Consider the following 26461-nt stretch of genomic DNA (forward strand, 5'->3'; position numbering starts at 1 on the left):
CCCCGTTGCCCATGAGGACGCCATGACCACCGATCCGGTCACCACGCGGCTCCTGCGGCAAGCGCTGCCCGTGGTGACGACGCTCGCCTCGATGCTGCTGGTCGTGACGCTCGCCAGCGCCCTGTATTTCGGCCGCGACATCCTCGTGCCGGTGGCGCTGGCCATCCTGCTGAGCTTCGTCCTCGTGCCCGCCGTGCGCGCCCTGCGGCGCGTGCGGGTGCCGCGGGTGGCGGCGGTGCTGCTGGTGGTGGTGCTCACGTTCGGCCTGCTCGGCGCGATCGGCAGCCTGATCGCCCGCGAGGCGGCGCAGCTCGCGACCGATCTGCCGCGCTACTCGCTGACCCTGCGCGACAAGATCACGGCCCTGCGCACCGCCACGGCCGAGCGCGGCGGGCTGTCGGATACATTTTCCGGTTTCTTCGACATGGCCGAGGAGATCGGCAAGGAGTTGCAGCCGCCCGCCGCCAAGACCCCGACCGAGACGAACGCGCCGCTCGGCACAGCGGACCGGCCGATGCAGGTCGAGATTCACGCCCCCCGCACCGGCCTGCTGACGACACTCGGCAGCGTGGCGGGCGGGGTGCTGCACCCGCTGGCGACGCTCGGCCTGATCCTGCTGTTCACGATCTTCATCCTGCTCCAGCGCGAGGATCTGCGAAACCGCGCGATCCGGCTCGCGGGATCGAGCGACCTGCGCCGCACCACCGCGGCGATCGACGACGCCACGAACCGGCTCAGCCGGTTCTTCGTGGCGCAGCTCATCCTCAACGTCGCCTTCGGCCTCGTGATCGGCGTAGGCCTGTGGTTCATCGGTGTGCCGAGCCCGATCCTGTTCGGGGTCATCGCCGGCATCTCGCGCTTCGTGCCCTATGTCGGCGCGGTGATCTCGGCGGCGCTGCCGCTCGCCATCGCCGTGGCCGTCGATCCCGGCTGGTCGATGGCGATTCAGGTGGCGATCCTGTTCCTCGTGATCGAGCCGATCGCCGGCCACGTGGTCGAGCCGCTGCTCTACGGGCACTCGACCGGCATCTCGCCGATCGCGGTGATCCTGGCGGCGACGATCTGGACCTTCCTGTGGGGGCCGATCGGCCTCCTGCTCGCCACCCCGCTGACCGTCTGCCTCGTGGTGCTCGGCCGCCATGTCGAGCGGCTCTGGTTCCTCGACGTGATCCTCGGCGACCGCCCGGCGCTCGGGCCCCAGGAGATCTTCTACCAGCGCATGCTGGCGGGCGATCCGGCCGAGGCCGTCGATCAGGGGCGGCTGTTCCTGAAGGAACGGGCCCTCGTCACCTATTACGACGAGGTCGTGCTGCCGGGCCTGCGCATGGCCCAGGAGGATGCGGCGCGGGGCATGCTCGACCGCGAGCGGCAGGGCGAGGTCGGCGCCGGCTTCCGCACGGTGGTGGAGGCGCTGGGGCTGGCGCGCAAGCGCGGCATGCCGCGGCGCTCGCGCAAGCCCATCGGCGCCGAGGCCGAGGCCGCCTTCGCCGCGGTGGGGCCGGACCGGCACACCGCCGGCATCGTGCTCGGCCCGGACGACCTCGCATCGAGCTGGCGCGGGGAGGCGCCGGTCCTATGCGTGGCGAGCGGGGGCGCCTTCGATGAGGCGGCGACCTTGATGCTGGCGCAGACGCTCTCCCGCCACGGGCTCGGGGCGCGGGTGGTGCCGGCCGACGCGCTACGGAACGGCCTGCCCGAGGGCGAGCGCCCGGCGATGATCTGCTTCTCCTATCTCGACCCGATCAGCCTGTCGCAGATCCGCCTGACCATCCGCCGCGCCCGCAAGGCCGCGCCGGGAGTGACGATCCTCGTCGGCTTCTGGCGCGAGCGCGACCCGGCCTCCCTCGGCCGCCTGCGCCGGGCGATTTCCGCCGACCTGCTCGTGACTTCGCTGAGCGACGCTCTCGACGCCGCACTGGCACGAGCGCGGGCCGGGAACGCCGCCCCGGCCTCTCCTCGGCTTCGGCAGGCGGCGGAGTAGGGCCGGCCGGGCGAACCCCGTCAGGACAGGGCCACCAGGGCGACGCCCGCGATCATCAGCGCCCCGCCGAGAAGACGCGTGACGCTCGCGGGATGGACGGCGAAGCCTTCGAGCCCGAAATGGTCCAGGGTGATCGAGGTGACGACGCCCGCGGTCACGAGAAGGCCGAGGAAGGCCGCCGCGCCGATCCGCTGCGCGACGAAGAGCTGGGCCAGGATGACGCCGGCGCCGAGCGCACCACCGAACCAGGCCCAGATCGGCGTCTGACCGGCCTGCTGAAGGCTCGGCAGGTGCAGCCGCCCGGTCGCGAGGCCGATGCCGAGCATGGTGACGGTGCCGACCAGCATCGAGACGAGCCCGGCCGCGAAGGGCTGCTCGCCGAAGGATTTGGCGAGCTGCGTGCTTTGGCCGGGCTGCACGGCCGTGGCGATGCCGGCGAGCAGGGCAATGCCGTAGAGAACGATCATCGTTTCGGGTTCCTGCGGCGCGCCGCGATGAGGGGTCCGGATCCCGCGCGATCCCTGGACGATTCTTCGAAGCCTCCATTGAAGGCTGCCTGCTGACGGGGGTGCGCGGGAAACCGGGGCCCGCCCGCGCCGTTCCGTGGCGCGAGACCATCAGCCGCGGTTCATCAAGCGCAGCCTATGGAGGCGCACGCGCCGCGCGGAGCCCGCCTTCCGGCGCTTCCCATCGGCTTTCCCGGAGCCCGTCCGTGCCGCCCGTTTCCCCCACGCCGTCGCGCCTCGACACCCTCATCGCCATCCCCGTGCGCAACGAGGCCGAGCGGATCGCCCGCTGCCTGACGGCGATCGACCGGCAGACCGGCCTCGCGCCGGGCCGGCTCGGGCTCGTGCTCTTCCTCAACAACTGCACCGACGGCACGGCGGCGATCGTCGCCCGTCTCGTGCCGACGCTGTCGATTCCCGTCCGGGTGATCGAGCGGGTTCATGCCGGGGCGCATGCGGGCTGGGCACGCCGCGCGGCGATGGACGCGGCGGTCGCGTGGCTCGAAGCGGAGGGGACGACCTTAGCGACGGCGACGCTTCTGACGACCGATGCCGACAGCATCGTGCCGCCGGATTGGGTCGCGGCCAACCTCGCCGCCCTGGAGGCGGGCGCCGACGCGGTCGCCGGCCGGGTCGAGCTGATCCCGGAGGAGGCCGCCCTGCTGCCGCCCTCGCTGCCCGCCCGCGGCCGCCTAGAGGACACCTACGACGCGCTCATCACCGAGATGGAGGCGCGCATCGATCCGGATCCGCACGATCCCTGGCCCTGCCACCGCACCACCATCGGCGCCTCGCTCGCCGTGCGGCTTCCTGCCTACCGCGACGTCGGCGGCATGCCGGAAATCCCGCTCGGCGAGGACGGCGCCTTCGTCGGCGCGCTGCTCCAGCGGGGCTTTCGCGTGCGCCATGACCGGGCCGTGCTGGTTCTGATCTCGGCCCGCCTCACCGGCCGCGCGGCCGGCGGTGTCGCGGACACGATCCGCTCCCGCTGCGAGGAGCCCGACGCCTTGTGCGACGCCCGCATGGAGGCGGTGCCCCGCGCGCTGCACCGCTATGTCTGGCGGGCGCGGCTGCGCCGCCTTTACGAAGAGGGCCGTCTCACCCGCGATCTCACCTGGGCGCGCCGGCTGGGCATCACCGAAGCGGAAGCCCGCCGCATCGCCGCCCTGCCGCGGGTCGGAGAGATCGTGGCCGCAGTCGATCGCGCCAGCCCGCGCCTCGCCTACCGCCCGCTGATGCCGCGGCAGCTCCCCGGCCAGATCCGATTCGCCCGCCTCGTCCTGCCGCTGCTGCGCGCAGGCCTCCGCCTGCGCCGTTCGGCGCCGTCCGCACGGCCGGTCGCCCCAACGGCCACCGCCGACGCGTAAAGTCCGGGATCCCAAAAGGGTCACCCCTTTGGCGGGGCGCAAGGTGGTTTGTAGATCTGGGCAGCGCCCCGGCTCACCCCCACCAGGGCTCCGCCCTGGACCCGCGAAAGGGATGATCCCTTTCGAAACGAGGATTTCAGGCTTCGTCGCGCGTTGAGCCGAAGATCGGCTCGAAGGCGGCGCGCAGCGCCATATCCACCTCCGGCAGGCTGACGATGCGGCCGAGGTCGGCCAGGCTCGTGACCCCGTGCTCACGCACGCCGCAGGGCACGATGCCGGAGAAGTGGGCGAGGTCCGGCTCGACGTTGAGGCTGATGCCGTGCAGGCTCACCCAGCGCCGCACACGGATGCCGATCGCCGCGATCTTGTCCTCGACAATCGGCCCCTTGTCCGGTCGGCGCACCCAGACCCCGACCCGGTCCTCGCGGCGCTCGGCCCGGATGTTGTAGGCGTCGAGCGTCGCGATCAGCCATGCCTCCAGGCTCGCCACATAGGCCCGCAGGTCGGGCCTGCGCCGGTTGAGGTCGAGCATCACGTAGGCGATGCGCTGGCCCGGCCCGTGATAGGTGTACTGCCCGCCCCGGCCCGTGCGGTGGACGGGGAAGCGCTCCGGCTCGACGAGGTCGGCGGTCTTGGCCGAGGTCCCCGCCGTGTAGAGCGGCGGATGCTGCAGCAGCCAGACCAGCTCGTCGGCCTCGCCGCGGGCGATGGCCGTGGCGCGGGCCTCCATCTCGGCCTCCGCCTCCTGGTAGTCGACGAGGCGGTCGGTCACGCGCCAGACCACCGGCGGCGCGCCCGCCCGCGGCAGGAATGTCGCGGGTGCGATCGAAAGCCGGGAAGCGGGTGCCGTGAAGGAATTGTTTACCAAGACTTCACCATCGCGTGCGGAAGGTTTTCCGGGCTTTAAGAAACGGAGCATCCGCACGTGGCGGTCCTGGACGAATTGCAGGTCGATCTCAAGGTCGTGCTGGGGCGCAGCCACATGCCGCTGCACATGCTGCTGCGCATGGGCCGCGGCGCGGTGATCGAGCTGGAGGCCACCGAGACCGACATGGTCGAGATCCTCGCCAACGATCACCCGATCGCCCGTGGGCAGATCGTGGTGACCGGCAACCGCATCTCCGTGGAGGTGACCGAGCTGATCCGCAAGGCCGAGGTCGTGCGCACCGCCGGCGTGACCATCGGCGAGGGCGCCGTGCCGATTCTCGACGATGCGGGCCCGATGCCCTGAGCAGATTTCGAGGCGGCAAAACGCGAAGAAACGAATCCGGCGCTTGTGCAGGCCCCGGGCATCTGTTATCCGCTGCGCCGCCCACACAAGACACCGGCCGCCACAAGCGGCACGGCGGCAAGGGCGGCCATGGCGGAATTGGTAGACGCGCTAGCTTGAGGTGCTAGTCCCGCGAGGGGTGGAGGTTCGAGTCCTCTTGGCCGCACCAAACTCTTTCCTGAGTGATCGGAAAGAGTTGGGGCGAAAATCGAAAAGTGAAAATGACCGCGCTCACACAGCGGTCCCACACACGAATTCCCGACGCTGTGCGTTGAGAGAAGCTTCCCCCGGGGCGGGTTTTTCCGTCCGGGGCTGCGATTATCCGTGATCGCTTGCTAGCTCGAAGAGCATGGCATCGGCCCGCCATCGATGGTGCGCCGACCTCCCTCATAATCGAAGCCGTCGTTCGGTTGTCTCGTCCGAGGTGGCCGTCCCGGCGGATCGACCGACCATCGCCGTGGAAGGCATGGTCCGGCGCGCATCCCCGTCATGAAGGGGCGCTCTCAGCGTCGACGGCTAATCCGAAAATCTGCTTTACGAGCCCGGCCCGGACGGCGCCGCCTTCCGCCACGCGGGCGCACACCGCTTCACCCGAGACGGGGCTGGCGGCGTGCCATTCAGGCGACGGCCGGCTGCGGGAGATGCGGCCGATACCGGCGGCAGAGAACGAACAGGCAGTAGAACTGGAAGATGGTCGACATCCGGTTGTGCGCGAGGAAGAGGTAGCCGGTCGCGCTGTTGAGGATGAAGGCGATCAGGAGGGCCGAGAGCAGGAAGGCGGTGCGCCGCTCAAGACTCGGATGCGCGAAGATGCTGGACGAGGCAAAAAGCAGGACGAGATAGAACGCGCCGCCGACGAGGCCGAGGCCGACCAGGGTGTCGAGGAAGGTGTTGTGGAAGTCGGGCGTGAAGAAGAACATCTCGCGCTCCCACACATCCCACGCCTTCGAGAACGGGTCCGTGTTGAAAAAGCTGAGATAGCCGTAGCCGAACACCGGTCGGTCGCGAAAAACCTCGAGGGCGTAGGGCCAGAAATTGCTGCGCCCGGTGAAGTCGGGGCTGCGGCCGAGCGCGACGGCGATGTCGCCGACCCCGATGAAGGGCAGGAAGAGCGAGAGCAGGATCGCGAACCCGGTCACCACCGCGAAGATCGCTCGGCCGCAGCCGGGCAGCATCCGGGCGGCCAGGAGCGTCATGGCCGCCACCGCGATGCCGCTCACGGAGGACATCGAGTTGGCCAGGATCAACCCGAGCGCGAGAATGCCGAGCGCTAGCGCACGCAGGCCCCGCGGGCTGGCGCCGGGCAGGAACAGCAGGATCAGCATCGCGCTCGCGGCGGACATGCCGTGCAGGGTCTTGCTGCCATAGGCGCCGAACAGCTCGCCCGACATCAGCAGGCCCGGCCGGGTGATGTCGGTGCGCACCGCATCGGGCATCACCAGCACCAACACCAGGGAGGACGCCACCAGGAAGACGTTGGTCCAGGCGTACAGGCTCAGGAACACCGCCGGATGGACGATGCAGGCCAGCGCCGCGGCGATGGCGATGTTCAGGACGAGCATCCCCGCCGGAACCAGCGACGCCCAGGTATCGGTCGCCCAGCAGGTGGAGAGCAGGATGTAGCCGGCGAGCGGAAGGACGGCGATCAGGCAGAGATCGATCCCGTTGCGCAGCATGTCCCGTAGCACCACGCCGAGGGCCAGGGCGTAGAGGCAGAGCCAGAGCCCGACATAGAGCAGGTTGTTCCGGTTCGACGGCATCAGCGTCTTGGTGTTGCCGACCTCGTTGTTGCTGCCGAGGAAGAGCACGTAGAAGGCGTTCGCGCACATCAGCACCGCGAAGACGACGAAGGCCGCGCGCCATCGCGCGCCGGACACCCCGATCGACGGCGGCGCGGCCCGGACGGTTTTGGGCGGAAGGCGCGTGTCGGTCAGGCTGGTGGCAGTCATGGCGCGAGGCTCGGAAAAAGGCGTTCGTGGCCCCTGCGGCCGCCGACGGCGGAGGGTCTTCGGCCGCAGGGGTGCAGGAGTGTCAGGCGATCAGCGCCTCGCCCGACCGCACCGGGGACCGCGGCAGGGACGCCGCCTCGCCGCGCAGGAGGCCGAGGGCGATCGCCGCCAGGATGCCGAGCACCAGGCCGATCAGCGTCCCGAGCACGAGGACGACGGCCTTGCTCAGATTCGTCGGCAGTTCGGGCGGGATCGCCGCGCCGATCACGCGGATGTTGTTCACATCGACCTGCGTCTGCTCGATCAGCTCGCGGGAGCGCACGAGATACTGGGCGAACAGCTTGCGCTGGGCCTCCGCCTCCGCCTCCCGCGCGCGCAATTCGGCGAGCGCACGGTCGTCGGCGAGCGAGGCCGTCGACATCGTCTCCACCGTCCTGCGCAGTTCCTCCTCGGTCTGCTTGGCACGGCGATAGTCGTTGCGTGCCGCGTCGCCGATCCGCTGCAGCTCCTGGCCGAGCTGGTCCTGAAGGGCGTCGATCTCGCGGCCGATCGAGTTCAGCTCGGGATGGCGCGGTCCCAGCACGTTGGCGAGGTTGGCCCGGCGGCGGCGGGCCTCGGTGATCTGGTAGCGCAACTGGATCATGGCCTGGGACTGGACGGCCTCCGACAGGCCGTCGAGCCGGCCGCTCAGAGCGTTCGTCTGCTCCATCCGGACGAGGGCCTCGGTGGACCGGGCCCGGGCGGCGGCGAGCTGCGTGTTGAGGTCGCGCAGGCGCCGGTCCCGCGTGAGGGAGCCGTCGGCGCTGACGAGGTCGTGCTCGGTCCTGAAGGTCGCGACCCGGTTCTCCGCGGCGCGCACGGCGGCGCGCAATTCGGTGAGGCGATCGTCGAGGGAGGCGCCGGAGCGGCGCGCGAGCTCGGACCGGGTCCGGTTCGCCTGCTCGGTGTAGAGCGTCACGAGTTCGTTCGCGATCCGGGCCGACTTGTCGGGATCGCGGGTCGCGACATGCATCTCGACGACGAAGCTGCGCTCGGCCCGGCGGACGGCGATCTTGCGCTCCAGGGTCTGGAGCGCCGCGCGGTGCGGATCGGGCGAGCGGGCCGGCGACAGGCCGACAAGGCCGGCGATCGCCGCCTTCGCCCGGCGCAGCAGGCCGGGCGGGTCACCGGCGAATTCAGGATCCTCGTCGAGCCGGTCACGGGTGATCAGGGCGTTGAGCACCGTGCTCGACCGCAGGACGCGCATCTCGTTCTCGACGGATGCGATCTGCGCGTCGGCGTTGTCGACGCTCGGGGTCACCTCCCGTTCGACCACGCGCAAGGCGCGCGGATCGATGATGACCTGAGCCGTGGCGACGTAGTTCGGTTCCGTCCGCGCGACGACGACCACGCCGCCCAGGGTGCCGAGGATCATCGAGAGGACGATGAGCTGGCGGCGGCGCTTGAGCATCGCCAGGAGCTGCGTCGGCGTGATGGACGGAGCGTGCCCGGTGGCGGCGGCAGGCCGATCGTAGGAGGAGAGCGGGATGGCTCCGCGCGTGGCAGTGTAAGTCGTCATGTGGTCGTCCAGCCGACATTGGCCCCCATGCGGTGGCAGTACCACCGGCTGCGCGAACCGAGCACGACACCCAGCGGTGGCTGCCTTCGTCATGCAAGGTCGCCGCCGGTTTTACTGTCCCATCCAGGGACATCCGACGGAGATCCGCCCGCGGGCCCAGAGGGGAGGGGCTCCGAAAGGGCAGGAAGCCGTCCCCCATTCCCGCCTGAGCCCGTCCCGAACCGGGACTATGAGCTGTGTTTCAGCGAAGGCGCGCACCCGTGGGTCGTGTTCCCCACAAGCACATTCTCAGATCAGGGTTGCTCTGCCACGCTTGGTGTCTGGAGGGCGGACATCATGGCTCGATGTCGAACCGACGGAGGTCGCATCCGAACACCCCGCAGAGGCCCGTCGCATCCTCGCGCAGTCGCCCTTGAAAGATTCGACCGCGGGGGGGGGAGGCGCCCATCCGCAGCACCGCCGCGAGCGGCTCTTTTCAGCACGGTCGACGGATCGGCGCATTGATCCCATCGGGCGGACGGTAAAGGCGCAAATTCCTTGCCGAAAGATCCCGGGCAATTTTGCCTAACCGACTGACAGGCAAGCGTTTTCAGCGGTGAAATGTTGCAGATCTGGCACATCAAGCCACGATCATGAGAGAAATATAATCCGACCGGCAGATAACAGATCCCGATGGATTGTCGGCGGCACAGGTTCCCCGCATGTTCGGGACGTGACCGAAAGCAGAGTTAGAGCAAGACAACGTTAAGGCCGCAGGCGCTCCTGAAATGGAGCCCCTCTTTCTGCTTTCCGTCGCCGAATGATCGTCCGGCGCATAACTAACCAAAAAGCGCCCGCATAAGACGGGAGGGATGACCTATGGCTTTGCCAATCACTTTCAACAACACGACGTATGCGCCCGGATTCCTTGGAACCGACGACGGTGGTGCATCCGCAAATTTTCAGGTCGATACTGCCTCGACTTACTCCGTCACCGTATCAGGCACCGTCAACGTTGTCGGCGATCCCGTCACGCTGACCTATGGAGCCGATGCTCCCGCCGGTTTTGCAGGCACGTCCGTTCAGTTGACCTCGACGCAGTTCGACAATTCGGGCCAGATCCTGTTTGTGAGCAGGGCCATCCCGCCCGGCGAGACGGAGGTCGGCAACTATCGCTACCTTCTCTCGAACACCCAGGTGGTCGGCTCGAACCCGCCTCCCGGCTCCACTCGGACCCGCTTCCTCGCCGACGGCAACAACACGGCCGGCGATTACAACGTCCAGGCCGCGCCCTGCTTCACCACGGGCACGCTCATCCGCACGGCTCGCGGCGAGGTGGCGGTCGAGGATCTGATCGTCGGCGATCTCGCCGTGACGGCCTCCGGCACGCTGCGTCCGATCACCTGGATCGGCAACCGCGCCCTCGATGCCAAGGGTGAGGCGCTGCCCCACAACGAGCAGCCCATCCGGATCCGCGCGGGTGCCTTCGGCCCCGGCCTCCCGGCGCGCGATCTGCGCCTCTCGCACGGCCATCCGGTGCTTGTCGGCGCCGATGCCAACGGCGAGGGCGGCGTGCTGGTGCCCGTGATGTGCCTGATCAACGGCACCTCCGTCCTCCGCGAGCCGGCGACGCAGGTGACCTACTGGCATATCGAACTGGATGCGCACGACATCCTGCTCGCCGAAGGTCTGGCCGCCGAGAGCTACTACGACATGGGCAGCCGCGTTTGGTTCGCCGGCGAGGACGGCCTGCTGACCGATCCGGACTTCGTGCCGGCCGGCGAGCACGGCCGCTGCCGCCCGGTGGCGGTGGACGGCGCTCTCGTAGACGATGAACGGCAGCGGCTCGGCGCGGTCTTCGCCGCGGAGATCGACAGCCACGGCGCCTGGACCGACATGCCGGCGTGGCTTGCCGCGTAACACGGCCCTCCCCACTACCGGCCGCGCGCCTCTGCCGAACCCCGGCAGGGGCGCGTGGCCTTGGGCCGTCGGATGCGATCCGTGGCGGATGCCCCGGCGCCGCGGCACCTATATTAAAGGCCGTCCCTTTCCGCGGAGATGGCTCATGGACCTCGACGTTTCGCTTCACATCGCCGGCCGCTGGCGTCCCGGTGGCGGCGGCGAGACCCTGGCCGTTCTCAACCCGGCCACGGGCGAGGCGATCGGCCGGGCCGCGGTGGCGACGCGGGCCGATCTCGACGAGGCGCTGGAGGCGGCCGAGCGGGGCTTTGCCGCGTGGCGGCGGGTCTCCGCCTTCGACCGATCCAAGGTGCTGCGCCGGGCCGCCGCGCTGATGCGCGAGCGCGCGCAGGATATCGCCCGCACCATGACCGTCGAGCAGGGCAAGCCCCTCGCCGAATCACGGGTCGAGACCGGGGTGGCCGCCGACATCATCGAGTGGTTCGCCGAAGAGGGCCGGCGCGCCTACGGCCGGGTCATCCCCGCCCGCGCCGAGGGCGTGCTGCAGATCGTCACCCGCGAGCCGGTCGGACCGGTCGCGGCCTTCACGCCCTGGAACTTCCCGATCAACCAAGCGGTGCGCAAGCTCTCGGCGGCGCTCTGCACCGGCTGCCCCGTGATCCTCAAGGGGCCGGAGGACACCCCGGCCTCCTGCGCCGAACTGGTGCGCGCCTTCCTCGATGCGGGCGTGCCCGGCGACGCGCTCGCCCTGGTCTACGGCGATCCGGCGGAGATATCCGGATACCTCATTCCGCACCCGGTGATCCGCAAAATCACCTTCACCGGCTCGACCGGGGTCGGAAAGCAGCTCGCGGCTCTAGCCGGCCAGCACATGAAGCGGGCGACGATGGAACTCGGGGGCCATGCCCCGGCGATCGTGTTCGACGATGCCGATGTCGAGACCGCCGTGCGGGTGCTGGCCGCCAACAAGTACCGCAATGCCGGACAGGTCTGCGTCGCCCCCACCCGCTTCCTCGTGCAGGAGGGCGTGTACGACCGCTTCGTCGATGGCTTCGTCGCCGCCTCGAAGGCGCTCAAGGTCGGCGACGGGCTCGATCCCGAGACGCAGATGGGCCCGCTCGTCCACGGCCGCCGGGTCGAGGCGATGGAGGCGTTCGTGGCCGATGCCGAGGCGAAGGGCGCGCGTCTCCTCACCGGGGGCAGCCGCATCGGCAATCGCGGCCACTTCTTCGAGCCCACCGTCTTCGCCGACGTGCCGCTGGAGGCCCGGATCATGAACGAGGAGCCGTTCGGCCCGATCGCGGCGATCCGGCGCTTTTCGGATGATGCGGAGGCGCTCACCGAGGCCAACCGTCTACCCTACGGGCTGGCGGCCTACGCCTATACCCGCTCCGGCACCCGGGCGAACCGGATCGGGGCGGGGGTCGAATCCGGCATGATCTCGATCAACCACCACGGCATCGCGCTGCCCGAGACGCCGTTCGGCGGCGTGAAGGATTCGGGCTATGGCAGCGAGGGCGGCTCGGAGGCGATCGAGGCCTATCTCACGACGAAATTCGTGACGCAGGCCAACGCCTGACCGGGCCGGAGCCCGCCACCCGGACCGCCAAGTCACCAGTTAAGCGTGCCTCCCAAAACCTCCGGTCGCCGCCGTGTTCCCTCCGGGCGAGGCGGCGCGCCGGGCGTTTTGGGAGAGGCACGCAGCGTCCGCCGAGCCGGCGCAGCGACGTTGATGGGAGGGGTGGGACTGTCATGATCCACAGCCTCACTTGAGCAAACGAAACTTTCCTTGGGGTTCGGGAGTTTTAGCCCTCACGAACTCAAGAAAAGGACAGCTTGATTCAAGCGAGCTGCTCCCAGGGAAGCGCTCGCATGCTGTATCCTCTTTACGAGGCCGGCCATTTCATGCTCGCACCGATGCGCTTGGCGGCGGAAGCCACCAGGCTTGCCTGCGAGAACCCGTTCAATCCCTTCGCTTACGCCCCGCAGAGCCGCACCATGGCAGCGGGCTGCGAGATGTTCGAGCGTGTCACCCGCGTCTATGCCAAGCCGGCCTTCGGGCTCGGCGTGCCGGAGCGCATCGTTTGGGAGCGCCCGTTCTGCCGTGTCGTCGCCTTCGGTGAGCCCTCCGCGGAGCTGGAAGCCAAGCCCAAGCTCCTGATCGTCGCGCCGATGTCGGGCCACTACGCCACGCTGCTGCGCGGCACGGTCGAGGCGTTCCTCCCCAGCCATCAGGTCTTCATCACCGATTGGTCCGACGCCCGTCAGGTGCCGGCGAGCGCCGGCCGGTTCGGCCTCGGCGACTACATCGATACCTGCATCGCCCTGTTCGCGGCGCTCGGGCCGGATCTCCACGTCGCGGCGGTCTGCCAGCCCTCGGTGCCGGTGCTCGCTGCCATCGCCCGCATGGAAGCGGAGGATCACCCGCTGGTGCCGCGCTCGGCCGTGCTGATGGGCGGGCCGGTCGATACCCGCCGCTCCCCCACCGCCGTCAACATCATGGCCGAGGAGAAGGGCTTTGCGTGGTTCGAGCGGCACTGCATCCACACGGTGCCGGGCGGATATCCGGGAGCGGGCCGCGCGGTCTATCCGGGCTTCCTGCAGCTCGCCGGCTTCATGGGGATGAACCTCGAGCGCCACCGGGACGCCCACCACGCGATGTTCGACCATCTCGTGCGCGGCGACGGCGACTCGGCCGCCCGCCACCGGGCCTTCTACGACGAGTACCTCGCGGTCATGGACCTGACCGCCGAGTTCTACCTCGAGACGATCGAGCGGGTCTTCATCAGCCACGACCTGCCCCGCGGCACCCTGCGCCATCGCGGCGAGCCCGTCGATCTCGGCGCGATCCGCCGCTGCCACCTGATGGCGGTCGAGGGCGAGAAGGACGACATCACCGGCCTCGGCCAAACGAAGGCGGCGCTCGAACTCGCCGTGAACCTGCCCGAGGCGGCCAAGACCTACCATATGCAGCCGGGCGCTGGGCATTACGGCATCTTCAACGGCTCGCGCTTCCGCCAGGACATCGTGCCGCTCGTCCGCAGCTTCATGGAACGCAGCCTGCGGCCCGCCGCGCTGCGTCCGGCCCCGGTCGTGCCGGCCCCGGAGCCGAGCCCGATCCTCCTGCGGCACGGCCCGATCATGCAGCCGCACCGTGCCACACCGGCCTGCGCCATCGAGCTAACCAAGCCCATGCTCGGTCGGCAGGATCGACCGGAGGCGATCCCGCCGCGGATCGCCCTGTAACCGGCGCTCTCCACCATCCGCCCATCGAAGCGGCCGCCGATCCCCCTCGGCGGCCGCTTTGCCGTGGAAGGGACGCTGCGACCCCGCCGCGTTTGACCCATCCTCGCGCTAGAATTATGCATTCAAAAAGCCATGCGCCCGTACAGGATGCGGCGCGGGGAGGGAGGTTCGACTTGGGCGCGAGCGCGAAACCGGCCGACGCGGCTTTCGGGGCACCGGCCTCCAGCGCGCGGGCGAACGCCCGCAACGCGGCCGGATTGCCACGCAAGCTCGCGGAGGTGCTGCAGGGCGAGGCCCGCTTCGACACCTTCACCCGCGGACGCTACGCGACCGATGCCTCGATCTACCAGATCATGCCGGCGGGCGTGGTCTTCCCCAAAAGTGCCGCCGACATCGCCGCGACGCTGAAGGTGGCGGCGGATTACGACGTCCCCGTAATCCTGCGCGGCGGGGGCACCTCGCAGAACGGCCAGCCGATCGGTTCCGGCCTCGTGGTCGATTGCTCGCGCCACTTCAACAGCATGCTCGCCTACGACGCGGAAGCGGGCACCGTGACCGTCGAGCCCGGCCACGTGCTGGAGCGCCTCAACGCCCGGCTGAAGGCGGATGGCTGGTTCTTCCCTGTCGAGCCCTCCACCGCGACCCGCTGCACCATCGGCGGCATGGCCGGCAACAATTCCTGCGGCGCCCGCTCGCTCCGCTACGGCAAGATGAGCGACAACGTGCTCGCCCTGGAGGCGTTGTTCCACGACGGCGCCGCCTTCGGCTTCGGGCTCACCGGCAACGCGGCGAGCGCCGTGACCGGCGGCGCGCGGGCGGAGGATCTGGCCCGACGCATGCTGGCCCTCGCGGATGCCCATCGCGACGAAATCGCGGAAAAATACCCGAAGGTGCAGCGGCGGGTCGGCGGCTACAATCTCGATGCGTTGATCGAACAGCGCCCGAACCTCGCCCATCTCCTCGTCGGCTCGGAGGGGACGCTGGCTGCCACCACCGCGGTGACGCTCAAGCTCTCGCGCCTGCCGGCCCACCGGGCCATGGGCGTGTGCCACTTCCCCTCGTTCCGCGCGGCGATGGAGACGACGAAGGCGATCGTCGGCCTCGACCCCGTGGCGGTCGAACTCGTCGACAACAACGTGCTGGTGCTCGGCGCCGACATCCCGCTGTTCCGCACGACCCTGGCCGACATCACGCGGGGCCAGCCGAACTGCCTGCTGCTGACCGAGTTCGCGGGTGACGACCTCGCCGCGCTGAAGCGCGACCTGAAGCGCCTCGACCAATGCATGGCCGATCACGGCTTTCCCGACGCCGTGGTCGAGGTGGTGGAGCCGAACCGCCAGAAGGCGGTCTGGGAGGTGCGCGAAGCCTGCCTCAACATCATGATGTCGATGAAGGGCGACGCCAAACCCGTCTCCTTCATCGAGGATTGCGCCGTCCCCCTGGAGCACTTGGCCGACTACACCGACGCGGTCACCGAGGTGTTCACGCGGCACGGCACCCGCGGCACATGGTACGCCCACGCCTCCGTCGGCTGCCTGCATGTGCGCCCGATCCTCGACATGAAGCAGGGTGGCGATGTGCGGAAGATGCGCGCCATCGCCGAGGAGACGGCGGAGCTGGTGCGCCGCCACAAGGGCTCCTATTCGGGCGAGCACGGCGATGGCATCTCGCGCTCGGAATTCGTGGAGCCTTTGTTCGGCGCAAAGCTCACCCGCGCCTTCGAGACGGTGAAGGACGGCTTCGACCCCGACAACCGCCTGAACCCCAACAAGATCGTCCGCCCGCTCAAGATGGACGACCGCACGCTGATGCGCTTCGGCCCCGACTACGCGGTGAGCGCCCCGCAGAAGACGGCGCTGGACTGGTCGGATTGGGGCGGGTTCGGCCCGGCGGTCGAGATGTGCAACAACAACGGCACCTGCCGGAAGCTCGCCGGCGGCGCGATGTGCCCCTCTTACCGCGCCACCCGCGACGAGCAGCACCTGACCCGCGGCCGGGCCAATTCGCTGCGCCTCGCGATCTCGGGCCAGCTCGGGCCGGACGCGTTCCTGTCGCCTGAGATGAAGCGCACGATGGATCTGTGCATGTCGTGCAAGGCCTGCCGCCGGGAATGCCCGACCGGCGTCGACATGGCCAAGATGAAGGTCGAGTTCCTGCACCATTACCATGCTCGGCACGGCTTGCCGCTGAAGGAGCGGCTGGTCGCCGAGATGCCGCGCTACGCGGGCGTCGCGGCCGCCCTCGCGCCCCTGCTCAACCTGCGCAACCGCTACCCTACGCTCGCCCGGTTCGGTGAGGCCTGGACCGGCTTCTCCGCCCGCCGCTCGCTGCCCGAATGGCGCCGGCCCTGGCGGGAGACCGGCGAGGCCGCCCACCCGCAAGACGTGGCGGACGACCACCGCGACCTCATCCTGTTCGGCGACACCTTCAACCGCGCCTTCGAGCGCGAGAACCTGGAAGCTGCCGAGCGGGTGCTGCGGGCGGCCGGCTACCGCCTGCACCGCGTCGTCGCGCATGAGGGCCGCCGCCCGCTCTGCTGCGGCCGCACCTATCTCGCCTCCGGCCAGACCGACCGGGCGCGGGAGGAAGCCCGGCGCACCCTCGACACACTCCTGCCCTTCGTCCGGGCCGGCGCCCGCGTGGTCGGCCTGGAGCCCTCCTGCCTCCTCACCTTCCGCGACGAATTCCTGTCGTTGCTGCCGCGCGCGGAGGCGAGTGAACTCGCCGGCCAAGCCTTCCTGTTCGAGGAACTGCTCGCCGCCGATCTCGCTGCGGGCCGCGTCAGCCTCCCGCTCGCCGACCAGGGCGGCCGGGTCGCCCACCTGCACGGCCATTGCCACCAGAAGAGCTTCGGGGCATTTGCGCCGGTGGAGACGGTGCTGCGGGCGGTGCCGGGGCTCGATGTGCGCGTCATCGAATCGAGCTGCTGCGGCATGGCCGGCGCCTTCGGCTACGGCAAAGATACGATCGACGTCTCCTTCGCCATGGCCGAGCTGTCGCTGTTCCCGGCGCTGCGAAAAGCGTCGGCCGACGACCTCGTGGTCGCCGACGGCACGAGCTGCCGCCACCAGATCCATGACGGTCTCGGCCGCGACGCGATCCACGTCGCCCGCGTGCTCGATGCGGCCCTCCTGCCGGCGGGCTGACCGCGGCTCAGGGTCGCCGCTGCGGAACGGAGGCCCGCGCATCCGGTTGTCGCGGCAATCCCCGAACAGGAGCCGTGATGACCGATCCGCTGACCCAATACCCGCGCCCGCCCTTCGAGACGAAGCCGCAGAGCTTTCCCGGCAAGACCGACCAGATGGCGCCCGAGCCGGACCACGGCGAGGAGAGCTACAAGGGCTCCGGCAAGCTCACCGGCAAGGCGGCCCTGGTGACGGGCGGTGACAGCGGCATCGGCCGGGCGGTTGCCATCGCCTATGCCCGCGAGGGCGCGGATGTCGCGATCTCGTACCTGCCCGACGAGCAGAAGGATGCGGAGGCCGTCGGCACCTGGATCGAGAAGGCGGGCCGGCGCGCCCTGCTGCTGCCAGGCGACATCAAGGACGCCGCCTACGCCCGCGAGATCGTCGCGCGCACGGCCAAGGAATTCGGCCGGCTCGATATCCTTGTGAACAACGCCGCCTTCCAGCAGCCGAACCAGGGCGTCGAAGACATCGACGACGCGCTGTTCGAGAAGCACTTCCAGACCAACATCTTCGGCCCGTTCTACGTCACCAAGGCGGCGCTGGCGCATCTCAAGCCCGGCGCCTCGGTGATCTTCACCTCCTCGGTCAATTCCAAGCACCCGGTGCCGACCCTGTTCGCCTACAGCGCCACCAAGGGCGCGCTCAGCAACATGGTGCTCGGCCTCGCCCAACTGCTCGCCGAGAAGGGCATCCGCGTGAATGGCGTGCTGCCGGGCCCGATCTGGACCCCGTTCATCCCCGCCGGGATGAGCGAGGATGCGGTGAAGACCTTCGGCAGCCAAGTGCCGTTCAACCGCCCCGGCCAGCCGGCGGAACTCGCCTCGGCCTACGTGATGCTGGCGGCCGAAGAGAGCAGCTACACCTCCGGCGCCCTCATCACCGTCGCAGGTGGCATGCCGATCTTCTAAACGAGGTTTCGAAAGGACGAGTCCTTTCGCGGGTCCAGGGCAGAGCCCTGGAAGGAGGCCGGGGCGCTGCCCCGGCACCCCGCCAAAGGGATAATCCCTTTGGGATCTCGGGACTATCGGTAGGCTGACATCCAGCCGAGGCCCGCCTCTGTGCTGGCTGCGGGCAGGTATTCGCAGCCGATGAAGCCGTCATAGCCCGCGGCGTCGAGGGTCGCGAACGCGGCGGAGAAATCGATGCGGCCGGTGCCGGGCTCGTGGCGGCCGGGGGCGTCCGCGATCTGGACGTGGGCGATGCGGGCGCGGTGGGCCGTGAGTTCCGTGGCCAGATCCTCGCCCATCATCGCCATGTGGTAGAGGTCGGCCTGGATGAAGAGGTTTTCGGAGCCGACAGCCTCGATCACAGCCGCAGCATCGGCGAGGCGGTTCAGGAAGAAGCCCGGTATGTCGCGGTCGTTGATCGGCTCGATCAGCAGGCGGATGCCCGCTCTTTCCAATGCGTCGGCGGCGTAGGCGAGGTTGTCGGTCAGCGTCGCCCGAAGCCGCGTCCGCTCGTTGCTCGCCGGTGCGAGGCCGGCAAGGCAGTTGATCTGCCGGCATCCGAGCGCTCCGGCATAGTCGATCGCCCGCGCGACGCCGTCACGAAACTCAGGAACCCGGTCGGGCAGGAGGGCGATGCCGCGCTCGCCCGCCGCCCAGTCGCCCGGCGGCAGGTTGTGCAGCACGAGCGGCAGGCCCGTCTCCGCGAGGCGGTGTGCCAGCGCCTGCTTCGTCTCGGCATAGGGAAACTGCATCTCCACCGCTTCGAACCCGGCCGCGCGGGCCGCCGCGAACCGGTCGAGCAGCGGCATCTCGGTGAACAGCAGGCTCAGATTGGCAGCGAAGCGGGGCATATCCGGGCCGTCTGGTCGCGCAAAATGCATTCAAAAATGATGGGTTTTGTCCGCTTTAATCGCGGTCGGCTGGGGACGGCTCGCCGGGGACGAGCTGCGCGGCCTCCCGGTCGGCGGCGGCCTTCCGCTTGTTGCGCAGGTGGCGGAACAGGATGTCGCTGAGTTCCGCACCGGCCCGGCGGCGCAGGGCGTCGAGGATTTCCTCGTGCTCGCGCATCGCCTCGCCCCAGCGGTCGCGGTTGGCGTCGAGATTGGCCGAGTAGCGCGCCCGCCGCAGACGTCCCGCAAAGCCGGCATAGGTGGCGCTCAACGGCCCGTTGCCGGCCGCCGCTACGATCCGGTCGTGGATCGCCTGGTTGCAGGCGAAGTAGCCGTGCAGGTCGCGCCGCAGATAGTGGCCGTACATCTCATGGTGGAGCCGCTCGATCGCGGCATAGGCCTCGTCCGTGATGCGCTCGCAGGCAAGCCGCCCGGCCAGGGCCTCCAGCCCGCCCATCACGTCGAACAGCTCGACGATCTCCTGCTCGCCGATCCGGCGCACCCGTGCGCCGCGGTTCGGCAGCAGATCGATCAGCCCCTCCGAAGCCAGCACCTTCAGCGCCTCCCGCAAGGGCGTGCGCGAGATGCCGAAGCGTTCGCACAGGAGCCGCTCGGGGACACGGGCACCCGGCGCGAGATTGCCCTCGACGATGAACTCGCGCAGCCGCGTCAGCACCTCGTCGTGGAGGGAATGCACGAGGTTTTCCCGAGGCTTGGCCGGGAGTTCAACCGGGAGCCGGGCGGGGAGGGGGATCGGGCCGTCCGCGCCCTCCGATTCGCGTTCGGCGCGTGTCATGGCGGAAGTCATGCCGGATTGGTAGCAGCGGGCTCAACCGCCGTCGATGGGAGGAATGTAGGCATGATACTTCTTGTCTCGGCCAAAAATGAATGCAAACCTAAGGGATGAAACGACCGGGCCCGACGTAAAGCGCCCGGCACAGGCCTGAACGGGAGGGACCATGACGCGCCGCACCGGACGACATTTCCTGCACATTCCGGGGCCGAGTCCGGTGCCGGAGCGGGTGCTGCGCGCGATGGACCGGCAGGTGATCGACCATCGCGGGCCGGAATTCGGCGTGCTCGGCCGCGAGGTGCTGGAGGGCTGCCGCACGATCTTCCGCACCAAGGGACCGGTCGTGATTTATCCCGGCTCCGGCACGGGGGCCTGGGAGGCGGCGATCGTCAACACGCTCTCGTCGGGCGACCGGGTGCTGATGTTCGAGACCGGCCACTTCGCCACCCTGTGGCGGCAGATGGCGGCGCGGTGGGGCATCGAGGTCGAGTTCGTGCCAGGCGATTGGCGCCAGGGCGTCGATCCGGCCCTGGTCGAGGCGAAGCTCGCCGAGGATCGCAGCCATTCCTTCAAAGCCGTGATGGTGGTCCACAACGAGACCTCCACCGGCGTCACGAACCGCATCCCCGCCATCCGCAAAGCGATCGACGCCGCCGGCCACCCGGCGCTGCTGCTGGTCGATACGATCTCCTCGCTCGGTTCGGTCGATGTCCGCCACGACGAGTGGGGCGTCGATGTCACCGTCAGCGGCTCGCAGAAGGGCCTGATGCTGCCGCCGGGCCTCGGCTTCACCGCGATCTCGGAGAAGGCGCGGGCGGCCGGAAAGTCCAACAACCTCCCCCGCTCCTACTGGGATTGGGAGGAGATGCTGAAGCCCAACGCCAACGGCTACTTCCCCTACACGCCGGCCACCAACCTGCTCTACGGCCTGCGCGAGGCGGTTGCGATCCTGCTCGAAGAAGGGCTCGACAACGTCTTCGCCCGCCACCAGCGGCTCGCCGCCGCGACCCGCGCCGCGGTCGAGGCCTGGGGGCTCGAAGTGCTGTGCCAGAACCCGGACGAGCACTCGCCGGTGCTCACCGCAGTGATGATGCCCGATGGCAAGGGGGCGGACGCCTTCCGCGCCCTAGTGCTCGAAAAGTTCGACATGTCCCTCGGCGCCGGGCTGTCGAAGCTCACTGATAAAATCTTCCGCATCGGCCATCTCGGCGAGACCAACGACCTGACCCTGATGGGCGCCCTGTCCGGCGTCGAGATGGGCTTGGCGGCCGCCGGCGTGCCGCATCGGCCGGGCGGCGTGCTCGCCGCCATGGCGAGCCTGCGCTCCGGCCTCGACGGCTGATCGTTTCCCGAACGCCCGCGTCTCGGGCCAAGCCGCGCGTCAGATGCGGGGCCCGGGGCGATGACTCATAAAAACTGGAGGAAGCCCCGATGATCACGATCCCACGCCGCGTGACGGCGCCGGGCATGGTGCTGTTCCTGCTCTGCCTGATGTACTTCATCACCTATGTCGACCGGGTCAACGTCGGCACCGCCGGCCCGGCGATCAAGGGTGAGCTCGGCCTCAGCAACACCGAACTCGGCCTCATTTTCTCGGCCTTCGCCTACCCCTACGCGGTGTTCCAGATCATCGGCGGCGCGATGGCCGACAAGTGGGGGGCGCGGCGCACCCTGTTCATCTGCGGCCTGATCTGGGCGGCGGCGACGGTGGCGACCGGCTTTGTCGGCGGCGTGGTCTCGCTGTTCCTGGCCCGCTTCGCCCTGGGTTTCGGCGAGGGCGCCACCTTCCCCACCGCCACGCGGGCGATGCAGTCCTGGGTCGCCAAGGACCAGCGCGGCTTCGCGCAGGGCATCACCCACTCGTTCGCCCGCTTCGGCAACGCGATTACGCCGCCGCTGGTCGTGCTGATGATGGCCTATGTCGGCTGGCGCGGCGCCTTCGTCGTGCTCGGCATCGTCAGCTTCGCCTGGGTGCTGGTCTGGGTGTTCTACTACCGGGACGATCCGCGCGCGCATAAAGCCATCACGAACGCGGATCTGGAGCGGCTGGCGATCCATGACCGGACCGCCAAGCCGGCCGCCAAACCGCCGGTGCCGTGGCGCCGGCTGATCCCGCGGATGGCGCCGGTCACGCTGACCTATTTCTGCTACGGCTGGTCGCTGTGGCTCTACCTCAACTGGCTGCCCTCCTTCTTCAAGGACGGCTACGGCCTCGACATCAAGAACTCGGCCTTGTTCGCCTCGGGCGTGTTCTTCGCGGGCGTGGTCGGCGACACGCTCGGCGGCGTGATCTCGGACCGCATCCTGAAGAAGACCGGCGACCTGCAGAAGGCACGCCGCAACGTGATCTGCCTCGGCATGCTGGGCGCCGCCGCCTGCCTCGCGGGGGTGTTCTTCACCAAGGAGCTGACCCTGGTGGCGCTGCTCTTGAGCGGTGGGTTCTTCTTCCTCGAACTGGTGATCGGCCCGATCTGGTCGGTGCCGATGGACATCGCCCCGCAATATGCCGGCACCGCGAGCGGGCTGATGAATTTCGGCTCGGCCTTTGCCGCGATCGTCTCGCCGCTCACCTTCGGCCTGATCGTGGATCTCACCGGCAACTGGATCCTGCCGTTTGCCGGGTCGGTCGGCCTGCTGCTTCTGGGCGCGGGCCTCGCCTTCACCATGCATCCCGAGCGCCCGTTCGAGGATGAACCGGCGCCCCTGGCCCCGCGGGTGGTGCCGGCGGAGTAGAACCGGCCCGTCGCCGCGCACTCCCCGCGGCGACGGGTCAGGGCAAGGGGAAGCGGCGCTGAAGGTCCGCCAGCATCTCGACCGCCTCGTTCGAGATGCCCGTCTCCCGGACCGCCTTGAGGCTGCGATCCTCGAGTCCCGGCGCGGTCACCGGCTCGAACTGGCGGCGATGGGCCTGATCGAGGATGTCGGCGATCCGGTCGCCGACCGCCAGGGCGATCGCGGTCGAATCCGGCCCCTCCGAGCGGTGGGCGTGCATGCGCTGGAGCGCGTCGGCAATCTGCCGCTCGAAGGCCTCGAACAGGGCCCCGGCCGCCTGCGGGCTCATCCGCATCAGGGCGCCCGCGGCGGCGCAATAGGTCTCCTTGAGCATGTACAGGGTCAGGCGGTCGATGGCCTGCTCGTCTTCGTCCCCCGGCTTCGCCATGCGTTCTCTGTCCCGTATCCTCGGTTCCGAACCCATGACCCTGCCGAGACGAAGGGACAAGGGACCGGGCCCCTTTAAAGGATCAGGGGCAGGCGCTGCCAAGCCCTGAGACGCGGCCGAAAGCGCGCGGGGGCTCGTCGGCGTGCGACACGCGGCCATTCTCGAAATGACGGATTGTCACCGGCGGATTGGCTCGGCTCACGACTTTCGGCGCTATGTTCGTAGTGGGGCGGCGGTATCGCATCACCGCTGCGTCGAGCCGGGCTCGCGTCCGACCCTCGCGCGGGACGGTGCGGGCGTCCCCGCCGTCCACTCGGGACGACGGGGGGTGTCGTTCGCACGACCGAGCCGATACGCAACGTGGCTCCCCCTTAGAATGACCGCGACCGGTTAGCCGACGGTCAATGCCGGAAACCGGCGACGTGCCGGAACGGGACCGTCTCACGCATCCGGTGCGACCGGCCGGGGGTCGGGCGCGAAGACGAAGCGCTGGTAGACGAGACCGATGCCGATCAGGCAGCCGCCGAGCCCGAGGAAGGACAGCGCCCGCAGCGGTCCTTCCAGGCCCGAGAGGTCGAACAGGAACACCTTGAGCGTCGCCAGCCCCACCAGCACGGCGGAGGCCAGCCGCGCGGTCGCCGACCCGCGCAGGATGCCGTAGCCGAGGGCGACGAGGCCCAGGCCGAGCCAGACCGCCGAGTAGGTGTACCACTCCGCCTGCCCCGTCTCGCGGTCGAGCCCGAGCCGCTCACCCTGGAAGCCGTGGCGCACGGCAAGGCACAGAGCGAGGAAGCTCAGGGCCAGCCCGAGACCGCCGGCCATGCGCACGAACCAGACGGGCCGCACGCCCCGCGCCGCCCGCGCCAGGGCGAAGGCCGCCGCCGCCGGCAGGGCGTAGGCGAGCACGGCGTCGTTCAGGATGAGCCCGCCCGTGACCGGCTCGTCGGTCAGGAGCGGGTTGGCGGCCAGCCCGAGGCCGAGCGCGCCCTGGAACAAGGCGAGGCAGGCGAAGGCGAGGCCAGCAAAGCGGATCACCGGCGAGGCCGAGGGACCGGAGAACCGCACCAGCACCAGGGAGAAGCCGAGAGAGGTAAGCGTCGTCAGACCTTGTTCCAGCACGCTCGTGCCCGGATCGGACAGGGTGCCGCCGTGGAGCGCGTGGCGGATCTCCAGGAAGACGAACAGGCCCGAAAGCAAAAGGCTCAAGGCTTGGGCCACCTGCTCCGGGATGTCCGCCGGGCGGTCCGGTCGGCGGATCGCCCAGGCCGCGAGGCCGAAGCACAGGGCCGGCAGGCCGTAGGCGGTCACGAGCCCATTGAGGATGAGCCGGTCCGACAGGCCGCCCTGGATCAGCGCCGGGTCCCAGGCGAGCCGCGCGGCGACGATGACGGCCAGACCGGCCACGCACCAGCGCAGGGCCGGGATGTCGAGGCGCCGGGCGATCAGGCCCGTGGCGAGCGCCGTCCCGGCGAGAGCCGGCGTCAGCGAGCCGCCCGCGAGGGCGAAGACGAGGCCGAGGCACAGGCTCGCCACTGCCGCCGCGGCGAAGGCGCCGAGCCCAAGCATGAGGGCCGGGGAGGGGGTCGCGTCGCCCTGCAGTCGGCACAGGACGGCGAGACCGCAGAATCCGGCGGCCAGCCCCCCCGCGGCGGCGGCGAAGTCCGGCGCCACGGCGCCGCCCGCGATGCGCAGATAGGCCAGGGCGAGCGCCGCGAGGGGCGCCACCGCCGCGCCCGCCGCAAAGGCCAGCGCGGTGGCGTAGGGCAGGCGGCTGCCGCCCAGGAGCCGCAGCGTGCCGAGACCCGCGACCGCGAGCGATCCGGCCAAAGCCAGCGCCAGCAGCAGCCCGGGATGGTCCGTGCCTCTCCAGAGGAGGAAGAAGGGGGCGTTTGAGGGATCGGCCGCCTCCGGCCAGAGCACGAGGGCGCCGACGAGCGTCAGGGCCGCGACGACTCCCCCTATGGCGGCGGGCGCGGCGACGAACCCCGCCAGCGCGGGCAGCACGATCGCCGCCAAGGCAGCGGCCGGCCAAGCCAGGCCGCCGCCCGCATGCGACGTCAGGCCGAGCACCGCCAGCGCCAAGCCTCCCGCCGCCGCGAGGGCGAGCGCGGCGAAACGCTCGAGGCGCGCCTCCGCGTCCGGTATGCCGCGCCCCGGCAGGACGGCGAAGACGAGGATCGCCAGCGCCTGCTGCAGCACGAGGTGGACCTGTACGGCGGCATTCTCACCGGGCAGGAGGGTAAGGAACAGGGCCCAGGCCGCCGCGCCGACGCTGCCCGCCACCGCGAGGGCGCGCCAGCCCTTCAGCCAGGCGAAGGCGTAGGCGCTGCCGGCCACTACGGGCAGATAGAGGGCGAGCGGCCACAGGCTTGCCCCCCCGCCCCCGACGAGAAGCGGCGTGGCGAGCGCCCCGACGAGGCCGATCCCCGCCAGAGCCGGCCCATGCAGAAGGGCGGCGACCATGGCGGCGAGGCCCGTCGCCGCCAATCCGGCGAAGGCCAGACCCGGCCCGATGAAACCATAGAGGGCGTGCGCGGCGTAGACCGCACCGAACAGGCCGACCGTGCCGGCGGCGGTGACCATGGCCGGCACATCGGGCCAGACCGGAGGCACCGGCTCCGACCCGCGCAGGCGCCGTCTCAGAAACTCTCCGAACCCGACGAGACCGAAGGCGAGGGCGAGGGCACTCGCGATGCGCATGCCCGGTCCGAACAGGCCGCGCTCGGCCGAGTAGCGAACGAGCAGCACCGCGCCGAAGGCAAGGGCGAGGCCGCCGACCCAGACGGTCCAGCGGGTGCCGAAGCGCTCCTCGATGGAGGGGGCGGGGGCCGAAATCGGCCGCTCCCGTGCCACCGCCGGAACGGCACCGCGCGGCGGCGGCGCGGATGGCGGGACAGGCGAGGGAGGAGGCGAGGGAACGGGCTGCACCGCTTCCGGTGGCGGTTCCGGGCGAACCGGCTCCGGCGCAGGGATCGGGGCCGCGATCGGCCCGGAGCCGGCGACCGGACGCGCCTCCACCAGAGCGAGGCGCCGCTCGAGCACGCGGATATGATTCCGCTGCCGCAGCGCCAGCAGCAGGCCCGCCGGACCGGACAGCACGAGCGCCAGCACGATCAGTGCCGCACTCAGGAAAAAACTATCGTCCATGGCCGGCCGTCCGCTTCGGGAGCGGCGAAGCTAGCCTCGTTTCCGGCCCTTACGGGTGCGGGTGCTCACACGCTCGTGACATCGTGGTGTCACGATTCCTACAGATCGCGCGGTCTTGCAAATGCTTGGCGGTTCCGGCGCCCGCAACGGACGCCGTAGCAGCGGCGCCTCAGCGGACGAAGGCGAGGTGAAGACGGCAGCCCTCGCGTTCGACGACGGCGCAACGACAATCGATCTTCAGGCAGTCGATGGATAAGCGCACAGAATCAGGAACGATGACATCTGGACCGACCTCGACATCGACACCATCGGGTGTCTCGTCCCAAATGAGGCATCCAATATCATTGCGGCTCCCCGAGGATGAAATCAGTCCTACTTTGAAAGCGTCCTGCAGAAATAAGTCACGGTAACCTGCCAACATCGGTTAACTCCGCGATTGCTTCTGATCCGCCCACAAACTTTACGGTTAATGACCCCTGAAATCACGCAGAAAATGATTACTTGAAGTACAAAAAACCTGTTGCACGACGGCCAAGTTCATGGAAGCCGACTACAGAGTC

The 26461-nt window shown here is 69.6% G+C and carries 19 protein-coding genes and 1 tRNA gene; 11 read left to right on the plus strand and 9 right to left on the minus strand.

All coding sequences use genetic code 11. The annotated features are described in order from the left end of the window. The first annotated feature begins 22 nt into the window (after positions 1 to 22). The gene (locus ASF53_RS14530) at positions 23 to 1981 is read left to right on the plus strand and encodes an AI-2E family transporter (RefSeq protein WP_056199544.1); all 1959 of its coding nucleotides are present in this window, start codon (positions 23 to 25) and stop codon (positions 1979 to 1981) included. Positions 1982 to 2001: 20 nt separating this feature from the next. On the opposite strand, the gene ASF53_RS14535 is transcribed toward ASF53_RS14530, so the two are convergent. After that, a complete protein-coding gene (locus ASF53_RS14535; protein ID WP_012255334.1) occupies positions 2002 to 2448 on the minus strand; it encodes a DMT family transporter in 447 nt (148 codons plus the stop codon). Positions 2449 to 2693: 245 nt separating this feature from the next. Here ASF53_RS14535 and ASF53_RS14540 point away from each other — a divergent pair, with 245 nt between their 5' ends. Then, the gene (locus ASF53_RS14540) at positions 2694 to 3854 is read left to right on the plus strand and encodes a glycosyltransferase family 2 protein (protein WP_056199547.1); all 1161 of its coding nucleotides are present in this window, start codon (positions 2694 to 2696) and stop codon (positions 3852 to 3854) included. 136 nt (positions 3855 to 3990) lie between these two features. Here the strand turns inward: ASF53_RS14540 and lipB are convergent, their stop codons facing one another. Continuing rightward, the gene (lipB, locus tag ASF53_RS14545; RefSeq protein ID WP_056199549.1) at positions 3991 to 4722 is read right to left on the minus strand and encodes a lipoyl(octanoyl) transferase LipB; all 732 of its coding nucleotides are present in this window, start codon (positions 4720 to 4722) and stop codon (positions 3991 to 3993) included. Positions 4723 to 4779: 57 nt separating this feature from the next. On the opposite strand from lipB, the gene ASF53_RS14550 reads away from it, so the two are divergent. Then, positions 4780 to 5085, plus strand: coding sequence for a FliM/FliN family flagellar motor switch protein (locus tag ASF53_RS14550; RefSeq protein WP_056199552.1), 306 nt, complete (start codon positions 4780 to 4782; stop codon positions 5083 to 5085). Between the two features lie 123 nt (positions 5086 to 5208). Further along, positions 5209 to 5293 (plus strand) — tRNA-Leu (locus ASF53_RS14555). A 448-nt stretch (positions 5294 to 5741) separates the two neighbouring features. Here ASF53_RS14555 and ASF53_RS14560 read toward each other — a convergent pair. Together ASF53_RS14560 and ASF53_RS14565 are read right to left on the minus strand one after the other, a co-directional pair. Beyond that, the gene (locus ASF53_RS14560) at positions 5742 to 7073 is read right to left on the minus strand and encodes an O-antigen ligase family protein (RefSeq protein WP_056199555.1); all 1332 of its coding nucleotides are present in this window, start codon (positions 7071 to 7073) and stop codon (positions 5742 to 5744) included. Positions 7074 to 7155: 82 nt separating this feature from the next. Further along, on the minus strand, positions 7156 to 8631 hold the full coding sequence (locus ASF53_RS14565; RefSeq protein ID WP_056199558.1) for a GumC family protein: 1476 nt from the start codon (positions 8629 to 8631) through the stop codon (positions 7156 to 7158). Positions 8632 to 9489: 858 nt separating this feature from the next. Here ASF53_RS14565 and ASF53_RS14570 point away from each other — a divergent pair. The 5 genes from ASF53_RS14570 (at position 9490) to ASF53_RS14590 (ending at position 17872) form a co-directional block, all read left to right on the plus strand. Continuing rightward, positions 9490 to 10530, plus strand: coding sequence for a Hint domain-containing protein (locus ASF53_RS14570; protein WP_056199562.1), 1041 nt, complete (start codon positions 9490 to 9492; stop codon positions 10528 to 10530). A 145-nt stretch (positions 10531 to 10675) separates the two neighbouring features. Next, on the plus strand, positions 10676 to 12109 hold the full coding sequence (locus tag ASF53_RS14575; RefSeq protein ID WP_056199565.1) for an NAD-dependent succinate-semialdehyde dehydrogenase: 1434 nt from the start codon (positions 10676 to 10678) through the stop codon (positions 12107 to 12109). Between the two features lie 293 nt (positions 12110 to 12402). Next, a complete protein-coding gene (locus tag ASF53_RS14580) occupies positions 12403 to 13776 on the plus strand; it encodes a polyhydroxyalkanoate depolymerase (protein ID WP_056199567.1) in 1374 nt (457 codons plus the stop codon). A gap of 173 nt (positions 13777 to 13949) precedes the next feature. After that, on the plus strand, positions 13950 to 16922 hold the full coding sequence (locus ASF53_RS14585; RefSeq protein WP_056199571.1) for an FAD-binding and (Fe-S)-binding domain-containing protein: 2973 nt from the start codon (positions 13950 to 13952) through the stop codon (positions 16920 to 16922). A 77-nt stretch (positions 16923 to 16999) separates the two neighbouring features. Beyond that, positions 17000 to 17872: an SDR family oxidoreductase gene (locus tag ASF53_RS14590; protein WP_056199574.1), complete on the plus strand. Its 873-nt coding sequence runs from the start codon at positions 17000 to 17002 to the stop codon at positions 17870 to 17872. Positions 17873 to 17985: 113 nt separating this feature from the next. On the opposite strand, the gene hyi is transcribed toward ASF53_RS14590, so the two are convergent. After that, positions 17986 to 18762 carry a hydroxypyruvate isomerase gene (hyi, locus tag ASF53_RS14595; RefSeq protein ID WP_056199578.1) on the minus strand — a complete coding sequence of 259 codons (777 nt, stop codon included), beginning with the start codon at positions 18760 to 18762 and terminating at the stop codon, positions 17986 to 17988. A 55-nt stretch (positions 18763 to 18817) separates the two neighbouring features. Further along, entirely contained in the window at positions 18818 to 19597 is a 780-nt protein-coding gene (locus ASF53_RS14600; protein WP_056199581.1) for a GntR family transcriptional regulator, read from the minus strand. 163 nt (positions 19598 to 19760) lie between these two features. Here ASF53_RS14600 and ASF53_RS14605 point away from each other — a divergent pair, with 163 nt between their 5' ends. After that, positions 19761 to 20936 (plus strand): pyridoxal-phosphate-dependent aminotransferase family protein, encoded by a 1176-nt coding sequence (locus tag ASF53_RS14605; protein ID WP_056199585.1) that lies wholly within the window; start codon positions 19761 to 19763, stop codon positions 20934 to 20936. Positions 20937 to 21025: 89 nt separating this feature from the next. Beyond that, positions 21026 to 22327, plus strand: a complete 1302-nt coding sequence (locus tag ASF53_RS14610) for an MFS transporter (protein ID WP_056199588.1) — start codon at positions 21026 to 21028, stop codon at positions 22325 to 22327. Between the two features lie 37 nt (positions 22328 to 22364). Here ASF53_RS14610 and ASF53_RS14615 read toward each other — a convergent pair whose 3' ends face one another. From ASF53_RS14615 to ASF53_RS25775, 3 genes are all read right to left on the minus strand, one after another. Beyond that, positions 22365 to 22754 (minus strand): hypothetical protein, encoded by a 390-nt coding sequence (locus ASF53_RS14615; protein WP_056199591.1) that lies wholly within the window; start codon positions 22752 to 22754, stop codon positions 22365 to 22367. Between the two features lie 441 nt (positions 22755 to 23195). Beyond that, positions 23196 to 25901, minus strand: a complete 2706-nt coding sequence (locus tag ASF53_RS14620) for a DUF2339 domain-containing protein (RefSeq protein WP_056199594.1) — start codon at positions 25899 to 25901, stop codon at positions 23196 to 23198. A 169-nt stretch (positions 25902 to 26070) separates the two neighbouring features. Further along, entirely contained in the window at positions 26071 to 26322 is a 252-nt protein-coding gene (locus tag ASF53_RS25775) for a hypothetical protein (protein ID WP_156635551.1), read from the minus strand. Positions 26323 to 26461: the final 139 nt, after the last annotated feature.

It is taken from the genome of Methylobacterium sp. Leaf123 (genome assembly GCF_001423405.1).
In the GTDB taxonomy this organism is placed as follows: Bacteria; Pseudomonadota; Alphaproteobacteria; order Rhizobiales; family Beijerinckiaceae; genus Methylobacterium.